Annotated in this window: 22 protein-coding genes and 1 pseudogene; 12 read left to right on the top strand and 11 right to left on the bottom strand. The window is 49.1% G+C overall.

Annotated elements, in window-relative coordinates:
- Positions 1 to 24: 24 nt before the first annotated feature.
- Positions 25 to 891, bottom strand: a pseudogene (locus OCV29_RS09885) (LysR family transcriptional regulator).
- Between the two features lie 98 nt (positions 892 to 989).
- Between OCV29_RS09885 and OCV29_RS09880 the strand changes: the two are divergent.
- Positions 990 to 1,610, top strand: a complete 621-nt coding sequence (locus tag OCV29_RS09880) for a LysE family translocator (protein ID WP_073602720.1) — start codon at positions 990 to 992, stop codon at positions 1,608 to 1,610.
- A 64-nt stretch (positions 1,611 to 1,674) separates the two neighbouring features.
- On the opposite strand, the gene OCV29_RS09875 is transcribed toward OCV29_RS09880, so the two are convergent.
- Both OCV29_RS09875 and OCV29_RS09870 read right to left on the bottom strand, forming a co-directional pair.
- Entirely contained in the window at positions 1,675 to 2,937 is a 1,263-nt protein-coding gene (locus tag OCV29_RS09875; protein WP_245796778.1) for an MFS transporter, read from the bottom strand.
- A gap of 246 nt (positions 2,938 to 3,183) precedes the next feature.
- Positions 3,184 to 4,608, bottom strand: a complete 1,425-nt coding sequence (locus tag OCV29_RS09870) for an MFS transporter (protein ID WP_073602721.1) — start codon at positions 4,606 to 4,608, stop codon at positions 3,184 to 3,186.
- Between the two features lie 136 nt (positions 4,609 to 4,744).
- Between OCV29_RS09870 and OCV29_RS09865 the strand changes: the two genes are divergently transcribed.
- Complete coding sequence (locus OCV29_RS09865; RefSeq protein ID WP_073602719.1) at positions 4,745 to 5,629, top strand: helix-turn-helix domain-containing protein; 885 nt, start codon at positions 4,745 to 4,747, stop codon at positions 5,627 to 5,629.
- Between the two features lie 121 nt (positions 5,630 to 5,750).
- Positions 5,751 to 6,146 carry a lysozyme inhibitor LprI family protein gene (locus OCV29_RS09860; protein ID WP_073602718.1) on the top strand — a complete coding sequence of 132 codons (396 nt, stop codon included), beginning with the start codon at positions 5,751 to 5,753 and terminating at the stop codon, positions 6,144 to 6,146.
- A gap of 296 nt (positions 6,147 to 6,442) precedes the next feature.
- Here OCV29_RS09860 and OCV29_RS09855 read toward each other — a convergent pair whose 3' ends face one another.
- The gene (locus tag OCV29_RS09855) at positions 6,443 to 8,362 is read right to left on the bottom strand and encodes a TonB-dependent receptor domain-containing protein (protein ID WP_073602717.1); all 1,920 of its coding nucleotides are present in this window, start codon (positions 8,360 to 8,362) and stop codon (positions 6,443 to 6,445) included.
- Between the two features lie 166 nt (positions 8,363 to 8,528).
- Positions 8,529 to 9,605: an MBL fold metallo-hydrolase gene (locus tag OCV29_RS09850; protein WP_073602716.1), complete on the bottom strand. Its 1,077-nt coding sequence runs from the start codon at positions 9,603 to 9,605 to the stop codon at positions 8,529 to 8,531.
- Between the two features lie 118 nt (positions 9,606 to 9,723).
- On the opposite strand from OCV29_RS09850, the gene OCV29_RS09845 reads away from it, so the two are divergent.
- From OCV29_RS09845 to OCV29_RS09835, 3 genes are all read left to right on the top strand, one after another.
- Complete coding sequence (locus OCV29_RS09845) at positions 9,724 to 10,629, top strand: LysR family transcriptional regulator (RefSeq protein WP_073602715.1); 906 nt, start codon at positions 9,724 to 9,726, stop codon at positions 10,627 to 10,629.
- Positions 10,630 to 11,357: 728 nt separating this feature from the next.
- On the top strand, positions 11,358 to 12,557 hold the full coding sequence (locus OCV29_RS09840) for an S-type pyocin domain-containing protein (protein WP_073602713.1): 1,200 nt from the start codon (positions 11,358 to 11,360) through the stop codon (positions 12,555 to 12,557).
- A gap of 2 nt (positions 12,558 to 12,559) precedes the next feature.
- Entirely contained in the window at positions 12,560 to 13,102 is a 543-nt protein-coding gene (locus tag OCV29_RS09835) for an ankyrin repeat domain-containing protein (RefSeq protein WP_073602712.1), read from the top strand.
- 596 nt (positions 13,103 to 13,698) lie between these two features.
- On the opposite strand, the gene OCV29_RS09830 is transcribed toward OCV29_RS09835, so the two are convergent.
- The 4 genes from OCV29_RS09830 to OCV29_RS09815 are packed head-to-tail and all read right to left on the bottom strand — an operon-like array spanning position 13,699 to position 17,622.
- Positions 13,699 to 14,508 carry an ABC transporter ATP-binding protein gene (locus tag OCV29_RS09830; protein ID WP_073602710.1) on the bottom strand — a complete coding sequence of 270 codons (810 nt, stop codon included), beginning with the start codon at positions 14,506 to 14,508 and terminating at the stop codon, positions 13,699 to 13,701.
- On the bottom strand, positions 14,505 to 15,602 hold the full coding sequence (locus OCV29_RS09825; protein ID WP_261887312.1) for a FecCD family ABC transporter permease: 1,098 nt from the start codon (positions 15,600 to 15,602) through the stop codon (positions 14,505 to 14,507). The genes OCV29_RS09830 and OCV29_RS09825 overlap by 4 nt, the downstream gene beginning before the upstream one ends.
- Before the next feature lie 50 nt (positions 15,603 to 15,652).
- Positions 15,653 to 16,684 (bottom strand): FecCD family ABC transporter permease, encoded by a 1,032-nt coding sequence (locus OCV29_RS09820; protein WP_084193149.1) that lies wholly within the window; start codon positions 16,682 to 16,684, stop codon positions 15,653 to 15,655.
- The gene (locus OCV29_RS09815; RefSeq protein ID WP_073601886.1) at positions 16,684 to 17,622 is read right to left on the bottom strand and encodes an ABC transporter substrate-binding protein; all 939 of its coding nucleotides are present in this window, start codon (positions 17,620 to 17,622) and stop codon (positions 16,684 to 16,686) included. The genes OCV29_RS09820 and OCV29_RS09815 overlap by 1 nt, the downstream gene beginning before the upstream one ends.
- A gap of 431 nt (positions 17,623 to 18,053) precedes the next feature.
- On the opposite strand from OCV29_RS09815, the gene OCV29_RS09810 reads away from it, so the two are divergent.
- From OCV29_RS09810 to OCV29_RS09785, 6 genes are all read left to right on the top strand, one after another.
- Complete coding sequence (locus OCV29_RS09810; protein WP_073601887.1) at positions 18,054 to 19,598, top strand: RICIN domain-containing protein; 1,545 nt, start codon at positions 18,054 to 18,056, stop codon at positions 19,596 to 19,598.
- A gap of 186 nt (positions 19,599 to 19,784) precedes the next feature.
- Positions 19,785 to 20,057 carry a hypothetical protein gene (locus tag OCV29_RS09805; protein WP_139281474.1) on the top strand — a complete coding sequence of 91 codons (273 nt, stop codon included), beginning with the start codon at positions 19,785 to 19,787 and terminating at the stop codon, positions 20,055 to 20,057.
- Between the two features lie 83 nt (positions 20,058 to 20,140).
- Positions 20,141 to 21,448 (top strand): YjiH family protein, encoded by a 1,308-nt coding sequence (locus tag OCV29_RS09800; protein ID WP_073601889.1) that lies wholly within the window; start codon positions 20,141 to 20,143, stop codon positions 21,446 to 21,448.
- Positions 21,449 to 21,703: 255 nt separating this feature from the next.
- Positions 21,704 to 22,495 carry a hypothetical protein gene (locus OCV29_RS09795; RefSeq protein ID WP_073601890.1) on the top strand — a complete coding sequence of 264 codons (792 nt, stop codon included), beginning with the start codon at positions 21,704 to 21,706 and terminating at the stop codon, positions 22,493 to 22,495.
- A gap of 75 nt (positions 22,496 to 22,570) precedes the next feature.
- Positions 22,571 to 23,371: a substrate-binding periplasmic protein gene (locus tag OCV29_RS09790; protein ID WP_073601891.1), complete on the top strand. Its 801-nt coding sequence runs from the start codon at positions 22,571 to 22,573 to the stop codon at positions 23,369 to 23,371.
- 86 nt (positions 23,372 to 23,457) lie between these two features.
- A complete protein-coding gene (locus OCV29_RS09785) occupies positions 23,458 to 23,688 on the top strand; it encodes a hypothetical protein (RefSeq protein ID WP_073601892.1) in 231 nt (76 codons plus the stop codon).
- Between the two features lie 45 nt (positions 23,689 to 23,733).
- Here OCV29_RS09785 and yghU read toward each other — a convergent pair whose 3' ends face one another.
- Both yghU and OCV29_RS09775 read right to left on the bottom strand, forming a co-directional pair.
- Positions 23,734 to 24,588, bottom strand: coding sequence for a glutathione-dependent disulfide-bond oxidoreductase (gene yghU, locus OCV29_RS09780; protein WP_073601893.1), 855 nt, complete (start codon positions 24,586 to 24,588; stop codon positions 23,734 to 23,736).
- A 175-nt stretch (positions 24,589 to 24,763) separates the two neighbouring features.
- Positions 24,764 to 26,143 (bottom strand): hypothetical protein, encoded by a 1,380-nt coding sequence (locus tag OCV29_RS09775; RefSeq protein WP_073601894.1) that lies wholly within the window; start codon positions 26,141 to 26,143, stop codon positions 24,764 to 24,766.
- Positions 26,144 to 26,464: the final 321 nt, after the last annotated feature.

Raw genomic sequence — 26,464 nt, 5'->3', positions numbered from 1 at the left:
GCATCTTTGTTATGTGGAAGTTTGTTATGTGGAAGGCACACATTTCGAGAGCTTTTCTTCAAGCCATGCCTGAAACTGCGACTCTTTGGTTTCCAACGCTTTGGATTGCCGCAGTAGTACGTAATGATGCCCGGACAAAATAAAGCCAAAAGGTGCAACCAGCCTTCCATGGTTCAAATCATCAGCAATCAGGGGGTATGAACCTATTGCCGCGCCAAGTCCATCGATGGCTGCCTGTATACAGAAGTAAAAATGATCAAATGATTAATTGGACTTGTTGCGGTAAATGTCATGGTTTGACTGGATGGACCAATGATGCCATGCGTTATGGCGTGTCTGGCTGTGAAGCAGAGTTATTTCTGAATGATTATTTTGCACTTTACGCCAATACTCAGGGGAGAAAACCGGCCCCACCCACTCTTCAACTAGCTGATGCACCCCATAATCTGAGGGGATATCAAAGTCATCCCGGCGAATTGCCATCGACAACCCGGATTCTCCCAGGGTCACCGGACCGCCTGCTGTAGAGAGCCTTACATCAACTCCGGATATGTTGTAATAGTCTGAAAGTCTGGGCATCAGCCAACGCATGGTTAATGTCGGCTCACATGAGACTTCAAGGAAATGACCTTTTATGCTTTTTAACTGATGCATACCCGAATCTAACGCATCAAAAGCCACATTGGTGTATTGCTTCAGTAACTCTCCCTCACGGGTCAGCTTCATGCCCCGGCCTTGTTTGTAAAACAATGACTGGGAAAGGTACGTTTCCAGTAATTTGATTTGTTTACTGACAGCGCCATGGGTGATGTGAAGCTTATCCGCTGTTTCACTATAACTGGAAGATTCGGCGGCAATATGAAAAACGTGAAAGGCTTTAAGATGTCTCATTTGTGAATTTTCCTCACACTAACTATGCGTTCTTTTCGATTATAACCGACGCCATAATCGTTACAATAATCTCAAAATAAAAAAGCAAGAGAGTAAAAATGGAGATAACAAGCTATATCATTCTGGGGCTCTTAATTGTCGTAAGCCCAGGTGCTGATTTTGTTCTGGTGTTGAAGAACAGTCTGGGTCATGGAAGGAAAGCCGGATTACTGACCGGATTTGGCATTGGGACAGGCGTCTGTATACATATCAGTTATTCCATCCTTGGAATTGGTCACTTAATATCACAGAGTATGATTTTGTTTACCATGATTAAGTATGCCGGTTCTGCCTACTTAATTTATCTGGGACTGACCGGGATTTTTTGTCCGAAACTGACCTTTGATGCCGGGGCGGCTCCTGTACCGAAGCCGCATGACAAAGCACAAAGATATTTTATGCAGGGCTTTCTTTGTAACATGCTCAATCCGAAAACAATGTTGTTTTTTCTCAGTGTATTTAGTCAGTTTATTTCTCCGGGCGATGATAATCGTTCATCCTTTGCGTTGATTTATGGTCTGTATATTTCGGTATTACATATCTTTTGGTTCTGTCTGGTTGCGTATCTTGTGACTTCGGAGAAAGTTCTCGCAGTGTTTCAACGAGCCGGGAAAAAGATGAGTCAAGCCTGCGGTATCGGGCTGGTCGCCTTTGGGACAACGATAGCGTTCACGAACTGATCATGATTTTAGTCAATCAGTTCAGTGAACGAGGATTGTCATTTTTTCAATAACTTCAGTGGATTCACTGACTGAGCAGCGTTGTTTTCGGGCGCTGCCTGTTTTGTTGCCGGTCCAGTGTCAGTAATCCGGCAGTGGCGGATAAGCAGCAGAAAATCACCACGCTCCACATCAGGTGATAGCCATAATGATCGATGAGCCAGCCGGTCAGTACAAATCCCGGCATCCGCAATATACCTTGCATTGTGGCCATTGTGCCTTGAATCCGCCCTCTGTGACTGGCCGGGGACTGGTTCGCAAGATAAACCGCTTCTTTGGTGACCAGTAAAATCTCCCCGGCCGCCATCAGGAGCCAGGCCAGATAATGTGCCGGAACGGTCGGTTGCCAGACAATCAGTGCATATCCCAGCCCAAAGAGTACCCCGGATAAAGCAAGGCTGAAGGGACCGGTTTTTGACTGAGTCAGCTTAATCAAAACGGGTGTACCAAAGACCACAATCACACAAGCGAAAGCCATCAGCTGCCCCAGAATAACCGGTCCGTCTGTGCCAAACAGATAGTTCAGGTAGAGTGGGTTGGCAACGGTCATCTGGTTTTGCGCAAACCACAGAAACCCGGTGAGCAGGGCAAAAACCGGAATCCGCGGGCGATCTTTCAGCACCGACCAGACGGAGCCGGAAACCGGCTTTTCCAGCGAATCGGATTCATCCGCTTCATCCTGATTCTCCTGAGTTGTCTCTGAGGTTGCATGGATAAAAAACATCACAATGATAATCCCGGTAAGAACCGCCAGCCCGTTGGCGAAGAAAATCCAGCGGGTATAATTCCAGAACAGATAACCTGCAATGAGTGGTCCGACGGCCGAGCCCAGATTAAATGCCAGATAGCTGAGAGACATCATAGCATCGCGGTTTTTGGGTGTTGACAGGTCCGCAACCAGTGCGGTACTGGCCGGAAAGGCAATGCCGAATAAGAAGAAAGTCATGAACAGTAAAACCGGCACCAGAACCGGGGCGTCGCTGTAAAAACCACAGATAATTAAAATGATGGAGCCGGTCAGTTCCCCGGCAACCAGCACCCGTTTATGGCCGTACATATCTGCCAGTTTTCCGCCCACAAAGTTACCGGCCAGAATGATGCCCGTCAGCCCGGTTGCCAAAGCACCGGCAGCGGTGGTCGAATAACCGAGTTTTTCGGTGAGTAACAGCATCAGAAATAAGAAGATAAAGCTTCCCATGCCGACAATAAAGCGGGCGATAGCAAGGAAATAAATATCTTTGGGTAAGCCGCGGTAAATCGAAGCCGCACGGTAAAATTGTTGTAACACAAACATTCCTTGTTTTAAACGGATTGAAAAGGCAGCGGAATTTTATCTGAGTGATGTGAAGTGAAAATCACCGGGCATGGATAAAATTATGAATGAACACCGTACTTTATCTTATGAATCTGGTTTTGACTACTGATGATTTATCCGATTGAATTCAATCACCGATTCAGGTGCCGGACTGCATAACATTGGCATTCCGGCATCAGGTATGAAGCATGTGACTGAACAGGGCTGGTGAAAATTTTTTTAATCGGTCATGGCTGTCGCATTAGCCGGGGAAACCGGTGTTACCTGGCGCGGACGTCGGGTAAAGATGTACACACCAATCAGCAGCAAGACCACACACAACCCGCCGGTGGCAGAGGTGATGGCAGCCTGATAACCCTGGCTGAGTGTTGCGCTGTACATCGCGCCAACAGCGGCGGTTCCCAAAGCAAAACAGCCTTGCTGAAGTGTCACAATGAGACTGCTGGTTTCTCCGGCATGACGTTGGGTGACATGGGTCAGCGCAATCCTGAACGCTGCGGTAATCATCAAGGCATTGCCAAAGCCGATCAATGCGGTGGCCAGCAAAAAATCATATGCCTGCAGGTTCTGACCAAACAGCCGGAACAGGCCGATGGTGAGGATAAAACCGGCGAAAGTCATCACACAGCCAACATTAAAGTTGATGAAATGTCCCAGTCGCTGACTGATGGGCTTACTCAGCAGCGAACCGGCAAAAAAACTCAGACCCAGTGCGATAAAAGTATTACCGGATTGCATCGGCGTGAAATGAATCTGACTTTGCAGGCAAAAGGCGGTAATGAAAATATAACCCGAGTAGGTGAGCGTGACCGCAATTTCGCCGGTTAAGCCGATCAGCAGTAACGGTGTTTTAAACAGGGACGGCGGTAATAAAGGTTGAGCATTCGCCGCTTCTTTGCGGGTTTCTGTTTTCCACAACCAATAAATCGCCGGGAACAGGCCGGGTAACAACAGCCATAAATACGGCCAGTGTTGTCCCATGGCAACCGGAATCAACAGGCAGAGCAGTGATAGTGCAAGCAGCGCACTGCCGGAAATATCCATGTGTGGCTGGTGGTCCGCTTTGGTTTCAGGAATCACCATTGAGCCAAAGGCAAGAATCAGGACACAAACCGGAATATTAATAAAAAAGGCCAGCCGCCAGCCTAAACCGGCGATATTGGCCGAAACCAGCCAGCCGCCAAGCATCTGACCAAAAGCCACCGATAAGCCTGCGACTGCGGTATAAATACCAACCGCCCGGCTGTGGCGTTCACCGGTCAGTGTGGCATGAATGGTCGCCAGAATCTGCGGCATCATCAGGGCACCAAAAACGCCTTGTAACAGCCGTCCGGCCAGCATCGCTGTAATGGATGTGGCAAATCCGCAGATTGCTGAAGTGATGCCAAAGCCAATGATGCCGAGCATGAATATTCGTTTCCGGCCATAGCGATCGCCCAGCCGGGCGCCGGTGGCAATCAGGGTAGCAAAACTGAGTGCATACAGGGCAACGATCAGCACCAGCCCGGATTCGTGCGTCTGGAGTGCGCTGCCCATGACATCCAGAGCAACATTCACAATAGAAAAATCGATTTGCGGTAATAGTTGTCCGGCGACCAGAAGCAAAAGTGCAAAGGGGGACAGAGATTGGTTTTGTGCCGTCATAAATAACCTCAGATGTGATTTCAAAGCCATCAATGTCTGGTATTATGCGACTAAATCAGAGTCGTACAAGAAAGTAGTCAGACTCGTATAATCAGTATCAGGCTATGATGGTGTTCACAGTTTTGGAGGTAAATCGATGGATGACAACTTGCAATTAATCGGTGATTTTCTGCGGCGAAAACGTGAAAGTCTGTCCCCGGAAATGATGGGACTGCCGAAACCTGCCCGCAGCCGGACGCCCGGACTCCGGCGGGAAGATGTGGCGTCTATGGCGGGGATTAGTTCAGTCTGGTACAGCAAGATTGAACGGGGCAAAGCGGAAGGGATTTCACCGATGGTGTTATCTGCACTGGCTGATGCATTGCAGCTGAATTCATCTGAGCAGAATTATCTTCATACGCTGGCATCCCGCAAGCAAACTGAGATCAAAATGCCTTGTTCGCACACATCAGCAGAGACACAGCGCCTACTGACGTTAATGAATCCGCTGCCGGTGATGCTGATTAATGACTACTTTGACATTGTCAGCGCCAATGAGAGTTTCAGTGAGATGTGCGGTCTGGACATCAATGCATTGCCGCAGGATGAGCGGAATTATGTCTGGCTGACGATGACCAATCTGCAATGGCAACAGTTTTTATGTATTACCAGTGACGATGATCTGGTGACACATGTGACCCGGCAGGCTGGCTTTATGCGTAATACGATGGCGTCCCGCCCGAATGATCACCGTCTGCAATCACTGGTCAGCCGCTTTGTGACACAGCCGGTATTCGCCGCCGCCTGGGGCAAAAATACCGTGCAGCAATGTCCGGATTCGATGCTTTATTCATTTCACCACGCCCGGCTGGGAGAGATGGTCTTTAAAAAACAGATCTGGACGAATGCTTTTGGTGAAGCGACCGGACGAATGAATGTATATCATCCGCAAAATGAAGCTGACTTTGAGCGTCTGGCTGGCGTCATGGGCGGGAAGAGCCATCTCAGTGGGACATCCTTTTTACCTGGGGGTGGTATATAACCATTGAAACAGTGATAATGCGCGACCAGAAAAGTGAGATCTGTACGAAAATTATACAAATTTGATTCAATATTGTACAATTAAGTCTCGGTGTTGTGATGTCCCGAACGGAGTAAAATAAATGCGTCGATTGAGTGTGCTTGGGTTAGTTCTGACAATTGCCTGTCCCGGAAGTCTGTGGGCGAAATCAGAATTTGATGTGATGTATGACGCGTGTATCAATGAGTCAGGTCCCATTAATAATTCTGTGGTCTATATGTGTTCTGAACGAGCGTCACAGCAGGCCAAAGATGAAATTAACCGCAGATATGTTTCTGTTTATGCCAAGTTGAAAAAACAGGGAAAAGAAGAAGCAGATAAGCTGGAAAATGCCCAGAAAGGCTGGCTGAAGTACAGGAATAATTACTGTGAACTGAAGGGGCTGTATGTGGGTTCGCCGATGTACGCTTATTGCCCGATGAGAATGAATATTTCCCGCGCACTTGAACTGAGAACACTGGATGAAAATATTCAGTAACCTGCCTGTTTATTCAACAAAACGATGAATATGCCACACAAGTCACACGGATTGTGACTTTTATATCCCACAATGAAGTGAACTTGCTTTATCGGATTAAGCGTTGGTTCAGGGCGTGTTCATCTCTGTTTGCCTGATTCTGTTAATGCGTTATCACATTCTGTGCAAACGTTGATCGTCTTACTGACCCTGAAAGTTCTGTTTTTGTTCTTGGTGTTGTTCCCCGCCGGAGGGCGGGGTTTTTTTTATGCCGGTACGGTCCGGTACCGGTATGGATCGGATGAAGTTTTGTTTCATTAAAACGTGACATCCAGAGTTGCCCAGTATTCCCGTCCGGAATCGACATAGCCATATTCCGCAAAGCTGAATGTCTGATTAAACAGATTATTGACCCCGAGGTTCAAATTCACATCTTGTCCGAACCGGTAGCCCATACCGAGATCAAACAGGTGGTAAGATGGCGCCCGTGTTTCTGTATTGGATGACAGACCTGTGGCTTCACTCTCTTTGCCATGATACGCATGGCTGGCCCACAACGAAGCATTCTCAGTGACAGACCATTGAGCAGAAAGCACGGCAAGGTGTAACGGAATCTGGCTGAGTGGCTGACCTTGATTCTCGCCTGAACGTTGCTTTGAGCGGGTGTAGGTATAGCTCAGGGAAGCCGAGAGCGCAGGATTGAATGCATAACGGGCAGACAGCTCAGCACCGCGGGTTTGTGCTTTATCAATATTGATATAGTAATAAGAATCTGCTTCAGCACAGATGCTGTCCGGGCAGGCTGTCCGGGTGATCTTGTCTTTGAACTGATTATCGAAGGCGGTGACAGCCACCGCCAGATCATCCTGATGATAAATCGTACTGATCTCTGAAGTGACGGAGGTTTCCGGTTTCAGATCAGCATTGCCGTAGATGTAGTACGGGTTGCGTCTGCCGCCACTTTCCTGCGCCCATTCCGGCGTCATCTGGCGGAGTTCCGGCGCGCGGTAACCCGTGGATACACCGGCTTTCAGTGTCCAGTTTTCCGTGGCAGACCAGATGCCATAAACACGCGGGCTGAAATGCTCGTCAAATTGATCACTTTTGTCACCCCGCAGGCCGGTGACCAGAGACAGCGTATCGGTGAGAAACCATTGATTTTCAGCAAACAGCGCGTAGCGATTGTCTGAAATGGTATTCAGATCAGACAAGGCATTGGTGGTATTGTCTGTCAGCCGGGCTTTGGTCAGGTTGCCGCCAATCGTGGTGATATGTTCATCGGCAGAGAGCACCCAGCTGGTATTCAGCACTGTATTCCGGATTCGGATATCCCGGCCTTTATTGGTGGTTTTTTCATATTGCAGATAAGTGGTTTCTTCCACATCGTGATACTGGCCGGTATGCGTCAGGGCGATTACTTTTTTACGGTTATCGGTCCGGGCGTTATTTCTGGCGCTGGCTGCCGCCGATTTCCCCAGTGTCGTTTCACGGGTCTGACTCACTTCACTGAAGTCCAGATCAAAGTGATGATCACTGGTCGGTGTGTAGCTGATTTTTCCCAGATAACTGTCAATGTCTTTATCTGGTGAGCCGCGGGAAACATCGTCTTCATCCTTTTGATAATAACTTGCGCTCAGTTGCAGGCTCAGTTTATTGTCAATTAGCGGGCCGGAGAAAGACAGGGTACTTTTGTAGCTGGTCCCAAATTCACTGTCCTGCGGACGAATGGCTTCCAAACGCAGATTGCCGCGCCATGAGTCACTGTGCCTGCGGGTAATCACATTGATCACGCCGCCCATGGCTTCAGAGCCATACAAAGTCGATGCCGGACCACGAATCACTTCAATACGCTCAATTTCTGACAGCGGTGGCAGCCATTCCTGATCGAAACCGGCACTGCCGCTGGGCTGGGATTCACGGGATGCCTGTGGCCGTCCGTCAACTAAAATCAACGTATAGTCAGAAGGCATACCGCGGATGCTGATATTCTGGCCGGTGGCACTGCCGGTCAGGGTCAGACCCGGCACCGATTTAAGAATTTCACCGATATTCCGGTAAGCGCTTTTCTCAATTTCCTGGCGTGAAATCACGCTGACAGACGCCGGAGCGTCAATGCTTTCCTGCTGATAGCCGGATGCGGTGACAACAACAGTGTCAAAGGTTTGGTCCTCTGCATAGCCGGTTGGGGTGATCAGTACCGCTGATGCAGACATCAGGAACCAGTTAGCCTTGTTCATGGTTGAAGGGTCTCCAGTTGAAAATAATCATCTTCCCGGCGTATCCGGTGCCGGGAAAGAACCGTTGAAATCGTTATGATTGAAACGGATATGGTTGAAACGGATATGATTGAAACGAACATGCTTAAAACAGACATACTTAAAACAGACATGACTGAAACAAACATCATTCGGATGAATTTTTCCGGGCAGCCTGCCGTTGATGAACCTGCTCTGCCTGTGCCAGACTGCAATCCTGCAGCAGCTCAAATGCCTGCAGGGCATCAGGGTCAGTAAACGGGTGAGGCGCACCGGGCTGACGCGCTTTCAGCCGGGCTATCCGTTCCAGCGCATTATCACGACGTGGATGGTTGGACAGAAAAACATCCACAGACTGTTTGGCGGCGACAGACTGAAAGCGCCGGGCTGAGTCAGAATACATCCGGAGACGGGTTTCATCCGGGCCGAAGTTCAGGCCGGTGCCGCCCCATAAAGCCGCCATGTGTGTGTCCTGACCCTCTTTTAGCGGGATGATCAGAGAGAGCGTGCCCATGGTGTGGCCCGGTGTGACATATAAACCGATGCGGGTGTCGCCCAGTGTCAGTATGTCGCCATCGTTCACCGCGATATCACGGACAGGCGCTTTTCCCCAGCGAGGGTTGGCAATCAGGCCTTCGGATTTTTCCAGCATCTGCCAGTCTCTGTCACTCATGACGACCCGCGGATGAAAGTGTTTGACCAGATATTCCTGGCCGCCGTAATGATCACCGTGCGCATGGGTAATAATCAGATATTTGATATCATTCGGATCGAGGCCGAGCTTTTTCAGTCCGGCGACAATAATATGTTCTGCCTGATTGTTACTGTTCATGGCATCGATCAAAATCAGCCCTTCAGAGGTTTTAATGGCCCAGCTGGCGACCCGTTTGTTCCCGACAAAGTAAAGGTTATCAAATACCTGTGTCGGTTCGGCGACGGATGCAGCAGAACGGCGCTGGCGCTCAGCTGCGGTGAGCGTACGCTTTTCCTTGTTTTTGTTATGGCGACCGGCGAAGATCAGCGTTTTATTCAGGTCGCAGATATCACTGAGTCCCGGATAGTTTTTCCCGGCTTCCAGCCCTTGTCTGGCAAGTGCTTCCGGTGTTTTGGGTTGCGTGGACGCAGAGGTTGCTGCCGTGGGTGCACAGGCGTTTAAAGTCAGTAATGATGCCAGCAGAAGTGCGGTTCTGCTGGCCGGAAATAGCAAGCGATGGTTGAACATCATATTCATGGCCTAAATGATTGCAAATGATAACGTTTATTATTATCATCATTTTTTAATAAATTTCTCGCAACATCCCGTTGCAGTTTCTGCAATAGCAGCCCGGAGCTGATCAAGAAAGATGTATGATTTAAATGATATTCAGAGTTTTGTCATGGTGATGGAAACTGAAAACCTGACGGAAAGTGCCAGACAGCTCGGTGTCTCAAAATCAACCCTGAGCCGGCGGATCTCTCATCTGGAAGGTGTGCTTGGTCAGCCTTTGTTGTTGCGTCATTCCAATAAAATGCAGGCCAATGATGCCGGCAAAGCTTTTTATCCTTTCGCCCGTAAGCTGCTGGAAACCGCCAGACAGAGTCATAAAGTGCTGGAACATTTACAGGATGCCGTTTGCGGCGAAATTGATGTGACGGTGTTTTCCAGTTTTGCCCGCTCATGGTTTCCCGGCGAGATGCTGACTTTTACAGCGCAGCACCCGGAGATCAGTATCCGGCTGCATACGGCATCGGTTCTCGATCAGAACAGTCCGTCAGATGTGATGATTTGGTTGGGTGCAGTCAGTGATTTCGGAATGAAAACCGAGCTGGCGGGATATGTTTCCTGCGGTTTATATGCCTCCGGTCGATTTAAGCAGCAGCGGGGTATCCCGGACTGTGTTGCCGAACTGGAGCGTCAGCCCTGGGTGAATCTGCACCATTTATACCATCCGGAAGGTGCCCTCAAACTGTCTCATCCGCAGCAAGGGACTCAGATTGTTCAGTTACCCGGCTCCCGGATACTATCGGATCAGATTGGTATGCAGATGGAAGCGATTGTATCGGGTCATGGTATCGGGATTCTGCCGGATTATATGGCAAGCCGGAGAGAGCAGCATCATCCGGGCGATTTAATCCGGGTACTGCCGGAGTGGACACTGCCGCCGCTACCTTTATACCTGATCTATCCTTACGGGCAGTTACCCAAACGGATTCAGGCTTTTTTGCAGCATATGCGTCAGGCCGCCGGTGACATTGCTGTAGCGGTGTAGTTGTTGGTATGTATTCCCACGCGGGAGCGTGGGAACAATTCGTCGTCGTATAAAACATCTCAAATCAACGAACAATCAAAGGATGAACAGACACGATGTCTGTTCAAAATTTTTCTCGCCACGGATGGCGATAAAAATTGGTCCTGTCCGGCGCGGGTTTAAGCCAAAGATAAAAAGACTTTTTCGGCGGTTTTTGGTCTTTCAAAAACCGTCTGGGGCGCGGACACCCAAAGCTGCTTGGATCGATGAATCCAACAGCGCACCAAACAGGTCACAGAAGCGAAAAGCTTCCGATGATGTGATTCCTTACATCGCTGTGATTGTATCGAGTCTGGTATGTATTCCCACGCAGGAGCGTGGGAACAATTCGTCGCCGTATAATACATCTCAAATCAACGAACAACCAAAGGATGAACAGACACGATGTCTGTTCAAAATTTTTCTCGCCACGGATGGCGATAAAAATTGGTCCTGTCCCGCGCGCATTTAAGCCAAAGATAAAAAGACTTTTTCGGCGGTTTTTGGTCTTTCAAAAACCGTCTGGGGCGCAGGCATCCAAAGCCGCTTGGATCGATGAATCCAATAGCGCACCAAACAGGTCACAGAAGCAGAAAACTTCCGATGATGTGACCTCTTACATCGCTGTGATTGTGTTGAGTTTGGTATGTATTCCCACGCGGGAGCGTGGGAACAATTCATAACCCGCACCGGAAGCAAGGCCACTGACGGTGAGAGAAAAGCTTGCCAAACAGAGAAAACAGAACCTGCTTGAATCTGATCAGGCATTCGCGACAGTGCTGGCCCGTGAAGCCGCAGAAAAAGCAGCCTCTAAACAAGCCGAAGAAGAACAAACGGAAGAGCAACCGGAAGAAAAAACGGTTCCACAAATCTTTGCCAAATCCGCTCAGGTTCCGGCTGGCACCTGCGAGACTGGAACACAGTGTGAATCTTTATCTTCTCTCGGTCAGTATGGTGCTTACGCGGCAGCCATTGCACAGGGAAGTGATGAGCTGATGTTATCCAGAGTCGCCGGTCAGGCACTGGCAGAGCTTCCCGGTATGGCGATGAAAATCATTGGCCGGGCCGGCATACTGGCCGCATTTGCCCCAACTCAAATGGGCGACGGCACGCTTTACAGTGAAGATGACATTCGTCAGCGTGACATGGTTGAAACCAATATCCGTTTACGGGTTGACGAGTCCGGCCACCTCTACGGTTATCATGTGGATGGTGATGCGATTCCCAGGCGCACAGTGACACAAAATGGCGACAAGTTCGAAGTGACGCTTGAAGAAGGTTTGACGATTGAATGGATCCCGATCACCGGCGATTTTGGCGGTCAACCGATTCTGGTCAATCCAGTTCCAGATCTGGAAACCCACGATATCTGGATTCATCCACAGGCCGGGCAGGGCAGAGAATCCGACAATACATATATCACTCCAATTGCAGAGTCAGAACTGAGTGATTATATTCTGGTCTTCCCGGCTGAGACGGGGCTGAAGCCGCTTTATGTGGTGTATCAGCAGCTCAGACAGCCTAATGGTCAGTTTGGGCCAGGTACCGAATCAAAGCCGTCGCTGGATCGGCCCGGCCTCCGGGCGAAAACCAAACGGGATATTCAGGCTCAGGCGGAAGATAGAGGCTTGAAAGATGAAGATGGCAACTTTACGGATGAACAGGGTAATGTGTTATCAGACTGGCACTACGGCCATAAATTCGGTCATGAGAACCGGCGTATATTGAAAGCTGCCGATGAACTGGAAATGAGTCAGGCTGAGTTAAATGATTTCATCAATGGACATCCGGAATATTTTCAGATTCAAGATGCAAAGCGGAATCTAAGCCATAAAGATGAGAAACCGGGCACTGATGACTTAGATGATATCATTGACCAAATGATTAAATTTTTAGAAAAGAGGCAATAACAGTGAAATACACAGAACGGCCGGAATATAAGCTTTTTAAAGCTCTTAAATTGGGGGATTTGGCGCAGGTTGGGGAATTAACTCAAAGCGGAGCTGATATTCACCGGGTTACAGAATCAGAGCAGTGGACTTATTTACATAAAATGTTTACATCACTTTCAGCTGAGCCTGAAGACAGAAGCTCACCAGCATCAGTTCAGTTTCTGATCGAACAGGGTTTAGATGTAAATGCCATTGACAGTTATGGAAATACGCCACTGATTTATGCTGTCCGGCAAAAAAATCTGGCCGGAATGCGTTTGTTACTGACGAACGGGGCTGATCGGCTGATAGGACACTGGAATATAGAGGGAGTGGATGCGCTGAAAATGGCATTGCAGGGAAATCCATTGGCCTATGACATGGTGAAACTGCTACTTGATTTTGGGGCTGATCCGGATGCAAAAAAGGACGGCGTTCGTTCTGTCCGGGAAGTACTTCAGATATTTGTTGGCATTGTTCCAGAAGTAAGAGAGTTAATCGGGCAGTACACTTCCGGAGAGTGATCGATCGCGGTTTTTGGTCTTTCAAAAACCGTCTGGGGCGCAGGCACCCAAAGCCGCTTGGATCGATGAATCCAATAGCGCACCAAACAGGCCACTGAAGCGGAAAGCTTCCTGTAATGTGATTCCCTTACAGCATTGTGATTGTATCGAGTCTGGTATGTATTCCCACGCGGGAGCGTGGGAACAATTCATCGCTGTATAAAACATCTCAAATCAACGAACAATCAAAGGATGAACAGACATGACGTCTGTTCAAAATTTTTCTCGCCACGGATGGCGATAAAAATTGGTCCTGTCCCGCGTGCGTTTAAGCCAAAGATAGAAAGACTTTTTCGGCGGTTTTTGGTCTTTCAAAAACCGTCTGGGGCGCAGGCACCCAAAGCCGCTTGGATCGATGAATCCAACAGCGCACCAAACAGGCCACTGAAGCGAAAAGCTTCCGATGATGTGATCCCTTACATCGCTTTGATTGTATCGAGTCTGGTATGTATTCCCACGCAGGAGCGTGGGAACAATTCGTCGTCGTATAAAACATCTCAAATCAACGAACAATCCAAGGATGAACAGACACGACGTCTGTTCAAACCAGGAGTGAGCTACACCACCTCCGGTTGATTGCGCTGAATATTCACCAGCACCGGCGTGCCGGTCCCCGGATCCTGAACCAGTTCACAATGAATCCCATACAGTGATTGCAGCAGCGGCCCGGTGATGACCTCCGCCGGGCTGCCTTTTGCAACAATCTGGCCATCTTTCATGGCGACCAGGTGATCGGAATAGCGGGCAGCCATAGCGATATCATGTACCACCATGATGACACTCTTGCCTTGCTCTGCCAGTGTCCGGATCAGCTCAAAGACTTCAATCTGATGTCCTAAATCCAGTGCTGAAGTTGGCTCATCCAAAAGTAGCAGCGGGGTTTCCTGAGCGATACACATGGCGATCCATGCGCGCTGACGCTGGCCGCCGGACAGGGTATCGAGCAGCCGATCGGCTAAATCTTCTAAATTTGCTGCCTGAAGCGCCTGCTGAATCGCGCGACTGTCACTCTGATGGGATTGACGCAGCAGCTTTTGATGCGGATGACGGCCAAAGCGGATAAGTTCGCGCACGGTAATCCCATCGGGGGCGAGGGTCTCTTGTGGCAACAGAGCCAGCTTGAGCGCAACCTGACGTGAGGGCAGGGTATGAATATCTGTTCCGTCGATACAGACGGTGCCTTGCTGAGGCTGATGCACTCTGGCGAGCCCGTTGAGCAGGGTCGATTTACCACAGCCGTTCGGACCGACAATTGCGGTCACTTTCCCCGGTGGAAAGCGGACATCCAGCCCGTGAACAATGACGCGGGACCCATGGCTGAGTTGCAGGTTTTGGGTAGAAAGTTCGCAGGATTGCAGTGTTTTCATAAGGCGCTCCGCCGTGGTTGTCGTATCAAAATCCAGATCAGGTAAGGACCGCCGGTGACCGCGGTGACGATACCGACGGGCAGTTCGACCGGGGAAAGAATCGTTCGTCCGGCAAGGTCAGCGAGGACCATCAAAATCCCGCCACAGAGGACCGATGACATGACAGGTAAACCTTTATGTCTGGCCAGAGAGCGGGCCATCTCCGGTCCTGCCAGTGCGACCATGCCTACAGGCCCGGCAAGCGAAACGGCAAAACCAGTCAGAGTGACCGCGATAAGTACGGCCAGCAGACGAATCCGCTGAGGGGAATGGCCCAGCGTGATGATGACGGCATCGGAAAAGCTCAGCAGCCTGAAATAGCGGGTCCATATGATGCTCAGAATCAGACCGGCGACGGTGATGAGGCCGATCTGCGGAATCTGCTCTTCGGGTCTGCCGGACAGGCTGCCGACTGTCCACGGATAAGCGGCATTGGCTGTATCAATATGAACCATCGACAGTAAGAGCTGGGACACCGCACCGGAAACGGCTCCGATGGCCATTCCGGCCACAATAAAGCGGTAGCCGCGTGTGCCGCTGCCCCCGCCGATAGCGAATGCCAGTGCAGTGGCGGTTGCTGCGCCGGTCAGCGCCATCGCTGACGGTGCCAGACCAAAACCGACACCGGTTACGGAGGCAACGGCAAAAGCCATTGCTGCATTATCCAGGCCAATAATTCCCGGTGTTGCAAGCCGGTTGCGCGCAACAGTTTGCATTAAACATCCCGCCAGAGAAAAGGCTGCACCCGTATAAACGCCAGCCAGAATCCGGTTCAGGCGTAAATCAAAAATCAGGAATTGTGTCATGGCATCGCCCTGTCCGAGCAGGGTTTTCATCACGGTCAGAGGAGAAACATACAAGGTGCCGGTAGAGAGCGACAGCAAACAGCACAACATCAGCACCACAATCAGAATCAGATTACGGACAATAGCAGACCGCTCTGTGACCAGATTGAAATGTGATGTACCCAGACAAAGCAGACCCGGTTCCGTGCCGGGAGGTGACAAAGTCATGGCATCATTCACGATTCGTTTTATGAAGGACGCTCTTTTCATGAGGGACGCTCTTTTTATAGGGGATGTTTTTTTCATCAGGGGAAAGCACACTAAGATAACGTGGGCAGACGCTTTGCCCGGACAATCATCAGTAAAACCGGCGCGCCGACAATAGCCGTCAGGACGCCAAGAGGCATTTCAGCCGGGCGGGCGATCAGCCGGGTCAGGATATCTGCGCACAGCAGCAAAGCCGGGCCGGCAGGCAGACAGAGCAGTAACGTGCGCCGGATATCCGGACCGACAATCGCTCTGGCAAGAAAGGGGACCACCAGACCAATAAACACCAGCGGGCCTGCAATCGCTGTGGCCGAACCAACCAGCAGGGCGACGGCCAGAATAATCCAGAACCGGATCAGTTTCGGATTGTGCCCGAGGCCGAGAGCGACTTTTTCACCCAGTGCCATGGAAGCCAGTGGTCTGGCGACATAAGCGGTCAGTGCCAGCGCTATCAAGCCGTAAGGCAGAACCAACAGCAGTGTGTCCGGTGATCGCCCGGCAATACTGCCAGTCACCCAGAAACGGATTTCATCGGCAGCCCGCTGATCAAACAGCAGCAGGATCGAGGTGAGTGCGGAGAGCAAACCAGACAGGGCTGCACCGGCAAGGACCAGCCGGACCGGGTCTTTAAATTGTCCCTGCATCCGGGCAGCAGCCATGACAAAGAAACATCCGGCCAGCGCACCAGCCTGTGCGACGCCGATCATCATGGTCGCGACACTGGCCCCGGAAATCAGCGCAACCGCAATAGCGAAAGAAGCCCCGGCACTGACGCCCAGTAACCCAGGTTCTGCAAGTGGATTTCGTGCCAGTGCCTGCATCAGGGCACCGGAAACACCCAGAGCGATACCGACATAAATCCCGGTCAGTGTTCTGGGCAGGCGCAGCTGTGTCAGAACAAACTCCGCTTCTTCGGTACCATGCCCAAGTATGGCCTGCCATGCTTCTTGTATGGTGACGTCACCGGCCCCGATCAGCAGCGACAAAAGAATGAATATCAAACTGACGAGGCTGCATAACATCAGACACAGGCTGACAGAGCGCTGTGCCGGGGCGGTGAACCACAGGCGTGAATGCCGTGGCATCAGTGCGTCTGACCCAGCACGGCTGCGTGAATATCGCGAAGAATGACCTGAGCCGCTACCGGGCCGGTCGCACTGCTCCAGACCTGGCCGTCAGCAAGGGTCACCCGGTTATTTTTCACGACATTCAGACGTGAAAATGCGGGCGATGATTTGGCGGCATCCAGCGCACTTTTACCATCATTGTTGAGCGTGACCAGAAACAGCCGGTCTGCATCAATTGCAGACAGATTTTCAAGGCTGAGCGGGCTGGAATGTGGCCGGCCTTTTTTGAGGAGTCCCGCATCGGAAGGATGCAGGCCCACAGCTTTCAGCAGCGTGCCGGCAAACAGGTAATCGGCCATAATGATGGGCCCTTGTGGCATCCAGCGGGCCACAATTGTGGTGCGCTGATCTGAGGGGATTTTTGCTTCAATAGCTTGTTTAAGCTCAGTTTCCTGCTGATGTATCGCTGTCAGGACTTGATTGATTTGTGGGGTTTTGCCAACAGCACCTGCATAAAAGCGGGCTTCTTTTTCCCATAAATCCGGGCTGGTTCTGTCGAAATCCGGGACCAGTGTCGGTGCGATTTTAGACAAGATTTTATATTGTGATTCAGACAGGTAATAAGGTGCCATAATCACATCAGGACGCTGCGCCAGCACGGCTTCAATATTGGTTTCTCTGCCGGTAGCAACAATCGCCACATTGCCTGCTTTATCCGCAATATAGTCTGCCACTCCCTCTCCGCCGCGGGTGGTAATACTTCCGGCAACCTTCACCTGAACGGCTGTCATGGTATCCAGTGCGCCCTCATAGAGGGTCACGATTTTTTGCGGATGATCCGGAACAGTGACCTGCCCGTATTTGGTATTGACCGTAACATCAGCAAGAGCGAGAGATGAAAAACAAACACTCAGGGCCATCATGCTGTGAATGAGGGTGTGACGGAAAGAAAGCATAGCCAGATAATCTCCGGGTTATTTCAGAATTCAATAAGATAACTGTAAATGATAATGCTTCCTATTTGTTTTTCAAATTTCTTTTTGCCGAACGTTACGTTGCAGATCATGAAACAGGCTGAGGTGTTGCCAGAACTGGCTTTGAACGCATTTTTCTGAATGTGAATTCTGTCTGAATCAGAAATCAATCGTCTTACTGTTAAATTGTGTCAACCTGAGAAGCTGATACCACAGAGAAAAGTCAAATTGAGAACATGATTCTGGTGTAAAACATATTCAATATAATTATATTCATCATCGTGTATACCTGAATTTGGGACAATCGTTCATTGGTGTGAGCAATGGATATTGTGACCATTTTTATTGAACTAATGCGAACTTTAAAAAACTGAAACAAATTTTTTGGTGAATGAAAACAAAAGGTACACGATATGATCCTAAAAAAAATTATTCCCGGTATGTTACTGCTGGGCGTGATAGGTCAGGTCTGGGCGGCTGATCTGCCGGAAGGCCGGTATGTGATTTATGCCAAACACAGCGGACGGGCATTTGATATTACAGCAGGCAGTAAAGAGAATGGCGCGAAGCTTCAGCAGTGGGGTTACAGTGGCAGCAAGTGGCAACAATTTGACCTGATGTATGAAGGCGACGGCTATTATTCACTCCGTTCGGCCAATAGCGGGAAAGCACTGGATGTGAAGGCGCATAGTACGGCTTCCGGGGCTGACATCATTCAGTATACGTTCAGGGGGAACGATAATCAGTTATGGAAGCTGAATGACCGGGGAAATGGTTATTATACCATCATTTCAAAACACAGCGGCAAGGCCATGGATGTATGGGGCCGCAGCACCAAATCCGGTGCTGCGATTCGTCAGGGAACACTGACAAATAAAGATAATCAGTTATTCCGATTTGAATCTGTTGACGGCGGTTCGTCGGGCGGTTCCACCGGCGGTCAGCCGCGCAGCGATAAAGCTGATGGTTTTGCCGGTCAGAATGGCGGTACCACTGGCGGAAAAGGCGGTAAAACGGTGACAGTGAACAGCTGTGGTGAGCTGAAATCGGCACTGAATAAGTCTGAACCGCTGATTATTCAGATTCCTGATAAAACGCTCGATTGTCGCACAGCCAACCGCAAACAGCAGGCTTGCAAAGTCAAGTGTTCCGGGAAAAACAAGTATACGTACCGGATTCCAACGACGAATCAGTCCTGTCGTGATCTGGGGTCATCGAATAACAGTACCGTCACTAAATACCGCAACGAAACGCGCCTGAATGTCGCTTCTAACAAGACCATTGTGGGACTCGGGCCGAAATCGACGGTTCGTGGTGGATCTTTTAATGTCGATGGGAAGTCTAATCTGATTTTCCGCAATTTTACCATTACGGATATTAACCCTGGGCTGGTGGAAGCTTCTGACGGTATTTCAGTGAAGAATGTGAAACACCTCTGGATTGATCATATGGGCTTCAGCCAGATCAGTGATGGTTATGTTGATATGTACGGGTCGAAAAATGTCACATTCAGCTGGAATCACTTCAATGGTTATAACACCGCTTCGTGCGATAACCATCACAGCTATGTGATGTTTGCCAATGATTCACAGGTGACGTATCACCACAACTTTTTTGATCAGGGCGGCGGCCGGAATCCGAAACTGGATAAGCAGGGCACCCGTGCGCATTTATATAATAATTACTGGAAAGGGATTACTTACTTTGCAACAAACGTCAACAGTGGTGCCGAAGCACTGGTTGAAGGAAATTATTATAAAAACGTGAAACGTCCGCACTGGAATAACGGTGGGGCGATTGATGCGCGTAAATCAACCAATGTTTACTCCGGTACCAGTACATCCACAGGGGCAGATAGTGGTGACAGCGTTTTCCGTGATATTTCCATGTACCCTTATAAGATGGATAAAGCGGCTGATTTACCGGCCAGACTGACATCCGGAACCGGCCCGCAGTAACCCCCTTCCGGCAGATTTTTCTGAATGTGCAGCGCTGTTTGTCAATAGCGCTGGTTTGGGAAATTAGCGCTGGTTTGGGAAATATGCTGATCCTGATAACCAAACCTCTGCCTGTGGCAGAGGTTTGTTCGTCGCGATGTCTGGCCTGAAGTCAGGCGGAAACAGCCACTAAAGCGTCTTCATTGAGTGAGGCATAAATCCGTTGCGCCGGACGGCAGGGCGGTCACTGTCAGGCATTCGCGTGGCGGTTGCGTCTGGTTTGGTATGATGTATTTGCTTCATTCTGGTGCCCGCTTGTTGCTTTGTGCCCGGTTTTTGTGCAACTCGTATGATTATCTTTCATATTTTTGTGAACCTGAACAGGCCGTTTCAGCCGGTATGACGATGATCGGAAGTGAGGGGAATGCGGCCTGCTGGCAGCGACCCGGTGACAGGATGGAGGCGCGGGTGATCCGGTGAAAAAAGAGTTGTATAGATGGGTATACACATCGGCACAATGATTGCTTTTCTGCTTACAGAAACATCAGCAAGGGAAGGCAGAGATGGAGATCACGGTACCGATCGCAAAAAAATCAACATGGGTTGCAGCGCTGAAACTGATTCTGTTCAGCGCGACCGGCATTTTCTTCTTTTTTATTCCGGTTGAGCTTTTTGGTCAGTCGACCATCTTGCTCGATCACTTGGTTTCATGCTTGCGAACCATGCTTTCAGATACCGTCCGTATCTATACATTGGTATTAATTATCGCCGGTGCGGCTTATCCGTTTGTCACAGGGCAGTGGCGCAGCAGCAGGACGCAAATGGTGTTGTCTGCATTGAAGGTGACAGGGATTCCGGTCACACTGATGGCGTTTTTTTCGGTGGGACCGGCTGTATTGTTTGAAAAAGATATGCTGCCGTTCCTGTTTGGAAAACTGGTAATTCCGGTTGGACTGATTGTCCCGCTGGGGGCGTTTTTTCTGGCTTTTTTGATCGGCTATGGCCTGCTTGAGCTGACTGGCGTGCTGCTTCAGCCGGTGATGAAGCCATTATTCAGAACGCCGGGAAAATCAGCGATTGATGCGGTAGCTTCATTTGTTGGCAGTTATTCAATCGGGCTGCTGATTACCAACAAGGTTTATCAAAACGGACAATATTCGGCCAAAGAAGCAGCCATTATCGCCACCGGCTTTTCAACAGTATCGGCAACTTTTATGGTGATAGTGGCAAAAACCCTGGGGCTGATGTCGATCTGGAATCTTTTTTTCTGGAGTACCCTGATTCTGACCTTTGTGGTCACCGCTCTGAGTGTTCGTCTGCCACCCCTGCGGCAGATGGATGATCATAAAGTGGCTGAAGAGCAAAGGATTGCTCAGGCTTCGAGACTGCGAACCGCCTGGAAGGAAGGTATACATGTGGCAGCAAATTCACAGCCGCTGAGCACCAGTATCCTCTCGAATCTGAAAGACAGCATTCTGATGACGATGGGGATTTTGCCTTCGATCATGTCGGTTGGATTACTGGGGTTGTTGCTGGCAAAATATACCCCGCTGTTTGACTGGATTGGGGTTCTGTTCTGGCCTTTTACCTGGTTGAGTGGTCATGAAGAACCGGTGTTGGTTGCCAAAGCTGCTGCGACGGGGCTGGCTGAGATGTTTCTGCCTGCATTGCTTGTGGCCAAAAGTACATTTGTGACGAAGTTTGTCGTCGGTCAGGTTTCCATTTCATCGATTCTTTTTTTCTCGGCTTCCATTCCCTGCATTTTGTCGACCGACATCCCGCTGAAACTGAGTCATATCCTGTTGATTTGGTATCAGAGAACGGCTTTAACAATCATCCTGAGCACGCCGCTTGCGATGTTGATAGCCTAAATACCTCTTCCTAATTATAGGTCACTCAGGCAGATATCGAACACAGACACGCATAAACCCATCCTTGGGGCTCTGCCGCGCCTTCCCTGGCGCGGAAGGTCTGCTTATCGATACCTGCCTCGTTGCCAAAAGTGGCGCATATTTAGGAACTGGTATTTAGCTTCGGTGGTTTGGGCATATACCTGTGTTGCACAGTAAAATGAGGTGAACTGAACTATATTAAGTAAAAGGCGACATGATTCAGGAAATGAAACGATGCTTAATACTGGCCGGTCTCTCTTGCTGTGGTTAGCATTACTGACGGTTTTTGTAACCGGCGTACAGGCTGCGGAAAAAAATCAGCAGCCTTTTATTATTTCAATATACACCGGGGCAACTGAACAACAGAATCAGTTGTTAAAACTGATATACAGCGAATTGTTTGCTGGTCTGGGAATTGAAATTAAATTACGTGCCATTCCGATGAAGCGTGCTTCCGCTGAATCCGCTGAAGGAATTATTGATGGTGAGGCGGTGCGGGTTGCTTCTTATAGTGAGTCACACCCGAATCTGCGACTAGTCAATGTGCCGGTTGTTCAGGTCACTTTTGTCACGTTTGGCGACAGACAAACAGATTTTGGTCTGAAAGATGGCTGGGACAGTCTTTTTGTGTCTGATTTTCGTATCGGTTACCGGCGTGGGATTGTTTACTCAGAGCAAAGGCTTAAATCTCACGTTCCGGGAGAGCGTCTCGATGAGTCCAAAACAGCCGTTCAGGGGATTAAAAAAATGTTGCATGGCCGGACAGATCTATTTGTCTATACTCTGGATATGTTGACCGCAAAAGATGATGTGATGAACAATATCAAAGTGGTTTCCGTTCTTGATGAGGTGCCTTTGTTTCTGCATGTCCATAAAAAGCATGCGTCACTGATTCCTCAGCTTGAACATGCTTTAATCAAAATGAAGAAGCGGGGTCGTTTAACGGAAATATGTGCGGCGGTGTATCCGGATAACACGGCAAAGCACTGTGAGATCAAAGGGACATTTTCCTCATTAATGTGGTAAAGCTGCGCCTTTAAGATTTGTCTGATTCGACTATATTTTAAGACATGATTTTTATGAATGAGTTTTTATTGAGCTATGTTTAATACTTGTCGGTTATCTGTCTCATTTCTGATTTTATTGCTGTTCAGCCCGGAGGGCACCGCTCATCAGGCCACACCTGAAAAGGAGCACAAATTCCGGCTCTCCATGTTTGAGGCACCAGATACCCGTCAGAGTGACATGATGACACGTTTGTATCAGGATTTGTTCCGGCGTTTGGGGATTGCCGTGGAAATAGAGTCTCTGCCGATGAAGCGGGCTTCCATGCAGGCCAACAGTGGCAAAATTGATGGTGAAGCTGCAAGAATTGCATCATACGGTAAGATTCATACGCATATGCGTCGCGTTGATTTCCCTGTGGCTCAGGTTATTTTTGTGGCTTATGCCCGGAAGTCAGATCAGATGATATCTGAAGATGGCTGGGACGCGCTGGTGAAGGGAAATTACCGGATTGGATACCTGCGGGGCATTTTGTTTTCGGAACGGATGCTGCACGATAAGATCAGCCCGGTACTGTTGAGTCAGGCCAAATCAGTCCGGCAGGGATTACTGAAAGTGTTGTACGGAAGAACCGACCTGTTTATTCATACCCGGGGAGATTATCTGGAGAAAGAAAAAATGAATGATCGGCTGGTTGAGGCGTCTGTGGTGCAGACGGTGCCACTCTATATGTATGTCCATCAATCTCATCAGGCATTGATCCCGAAGATTGAGCAAGCCCTGCATCAGATGAAAGAAGAAGGCCGGTTTCTTGAAATATGTCATCAGATCTATCAGAAGTATGCCTCAAAGCACTGCCTTGCCAGCAGCCAGCCATATTCCCGGATACAGTGGTAAAGCCTTTCTCTGATTCGCCGCCGGAACGCGGCCAGATCTCAGTACTTATCGGGATGTTTAAATAATCACACGCTGTTCCGTATGATGTGAAATATCTTGACGCCAGAGAGTTTGATCTTGAAGAAGATGCGAAAAGCTTTGAAGAACTTTTTAGTGGCGTATCACACGAAGATAATTTTATTGATGACTTATTGATGGATTTATCTGATTTTGAACCTGATAAATATAAGTCATTTATGATTCTTTATGATTATAAATATGAAAAGAAACATGCATCTGAAATGGCTGTATTCGTTGGTAATTATAGATATCAATAATCATCCGGCCGGGAGGGATGTCCGGCCGGTTTTATCAGGCTGATGTTATGATTGTTGATTCAATGCCGCATCAATATCCGCCGCACTGTGGCGTTCTTCTACCGAAATATCGCCCATTGTGCGGTTGATGATTTTCCCGCGCTGAACCGCAGGGCGCTCTGCCATCATTTGTGCCCAGCGTTGCAGGTTTTTGTAACTTTGCACATCCAGGAATTCACCCGCATCTGCATAAGAATTATCCAGTGCCAGATTGCCATACCATGGCCAGATAGCGATATCCGCAATGCTGAGGGATTCACCGGCAATAAAGGTATGTTTTGCCAGCTGTTTATCCAGCACATCCAGCTGACGTTTGGTTTCCATTGCAAAACGGTTAATCGGATATTCAAACTTTTCCGGTGCGTACGCAAAGAAATGTCCGAAACCACCGCCAAGGAAAGGCGCCGAGCCTTGCAGCCAGAACAGCCAGTTCATCACTTCTGCGCGTGCTGCTGTTTCTGTTGGCAAAAAGTGCCCAAATTTTTCGGCCAGATAAAACAAAATGTTACCAGACTCGAAGACATTGACTGGTGTTTCACCGGAACGATCCACCATCGCAGGTATTTTTGAGTTTGGATTCACTGAAACAAAACCGGAGCCAAACTGGTCGCCATCACCAATTTTGATCAGGAATGCATCGTATTCCGCTTCTTTGACGCCAAGTGCCAGTAATTCTTCCAGCATAATGGTGACTTTCTGGCCGTTTGGTGTGCCCATCGAATAGAGCTGAATCGGATGCTGACCGACGGGGAGTTCCTGTTCGTGTCTGGCACCCGAATCGGGACGGTTGATGCTGGCCCACTGGCCTCCGTTTTCTTCGCTCATGGTCCAGACTTTGGGTGGAATATATTGATTTGTCATGCTGAATCCTTGTGTAGGTTGGCTGATGTGAGTATAGATATGAGGGCGAAGCTGGCAGAAAACATCCCTGTCCGGGAATTTATTTAGAACGATCAGTTATATAACCGCAGGTGAGTATATATGCCCGGACAATCCAATCCCTTTCCATGATGGAAAGGGACGGACAGGACAGGGACTATGATTTTGTCCCTTTTGTTGCTGGTGTACTTTTCGGTGGCTGTGTTTTTTTCGCGGCCGGTCTTCTTTTTGCCGGTGCTTTTTTAGCTGCCGGGCTGCTCTTCACCGGCTGGGTGCTTTTTGTTTCTGCATCAGCTTTGATCGGCTGTTCGGCTTTCTTCGCCGCCGGAGATGGTTTGGCGGGTTGTTCCGCTTTTGCTGCTGGTGCGGTTTTGACCGGTTGGTCGGCTTTTACTGCCGGAGCTGGTTTTACTGGTTCTTCAGTTTTAGCTGCCGGAGCTGATTTGACAGGCTGTTCCGCTTTTGCTGCTGGTGCGGTTTTGACGGGCTGTTCGGCTTTTACTGCCGGAACTGGTTTTACTGGCTCTTCCGCTTTAGCTGCCGGAGCTGATTTGACAGGCTGTTCCGCTTTTGCTGCTGGCGCACTTTTTTCGGGCTGAGTTTTTTTGGCGATAGGTGTTTTGGGCGTTGAAAAGATGTTTTTCAACTGAGCATGTCCGGGGAGTAACCGATCCAGTGACAGCGCACTGCCCGAACGCAATGAATGCTCTGCACCAGTGACCATTTCAAATTCAACTAAATGGCGTGAATTTTTTTCTCCCAATGCATCAAATTCGCCCAAAAACTGGAAAATATTTTTAAATTTCAGTGGGAAATTCAGTACAGTTGCGATACTGACAACATTCAGTTTCTCAAACAATGCGTGTGACTCATATTTTTGTGCAATGAATTCCAAAGCACGATCAATCACTAAACTGCCTTTACTGTGCCCCAGAATAAGCTCAACTTCAGATGCAGGATTTTCCAGCACTTCAATCGTACTCCGGACATCTTTGGTGGCGGCTTCAAGCCATTCCAGCGGTACTTCTAACGGGTTAAAGTACCAGGGGAACGGGGTAAATTTGGACAGAGTATTCATATTGTCGTTCATTAACCGCAGATATTGCTGACTCACATCCCACGTGCGGTTGAAGAACCAGCCCTCGAGCGCTTCATCGGTTAAATCTTTTGTGCCATGGCCTGAAACGATACCGGCAACATCTATGTCGTAGACATTGGCAACGCTTCTGGCTAATGCAGCAGTCCCAAGCAAAGAACTACCAACACCGGCGACAATCAAGGCTTTAACCTGTTTCATTTCTGAAGCAAACAGTTCGCCTGCATTTTTAAACCGGTGAATCTTTGAGCCACTTTTCTTCTCTTTATTGGGTGAGAGCACGATAATCTCGCCTTCGGTGACCATTTGTCCTATGTCGAGACAAAATGAGGTTTCTTCCCCGGTGAGCAGCTCAACATCATAATATTTCCGATCATAATGGGTGGCATCTTTATTGATTATAAGCGTTTGTTTTTTTTCGGTGACAGCGGGGCTGTTCATGGTGATAATCCTTTTTAATGTTATTCAATTGGTTTTATTGCAATACCATAAATATTAGTTTGTTTTTTCACAGAGGGAGAAATTTTGACGGGATATTTCATCTTGGATGATATGCACAGATGTCAGCCGCTGGCGGGTTTATTTGTGCGTGCATTTTTGACTGAGGTTGTGTTCGTTTTGTTTTGTGTGATAGTTTGATTTTTCGCAGTTTTTTGATGAAATGAACAACCCAGACCGGGTAAAAACTGGTGGAAGAGCACATCAGGTGGCGGTTATGCATGTTAATGTAAATCATTTGAAAGATGCAGTGTTCAGGGAGGA

The sequence above is a fragment of the Vibrio aerogenes genome, from assembly GCF_024346755.1.
GTDB classification, from domain to species: Bacteria; Pseudomonadota; Gammaproteobacteria; order Enterobacterales; family Vibrionaceae; genus Vibrio; species Vibrio aerogenes.
This window is presented reverse-complemented; position numbering and strand designations above follow the sequence as displayed.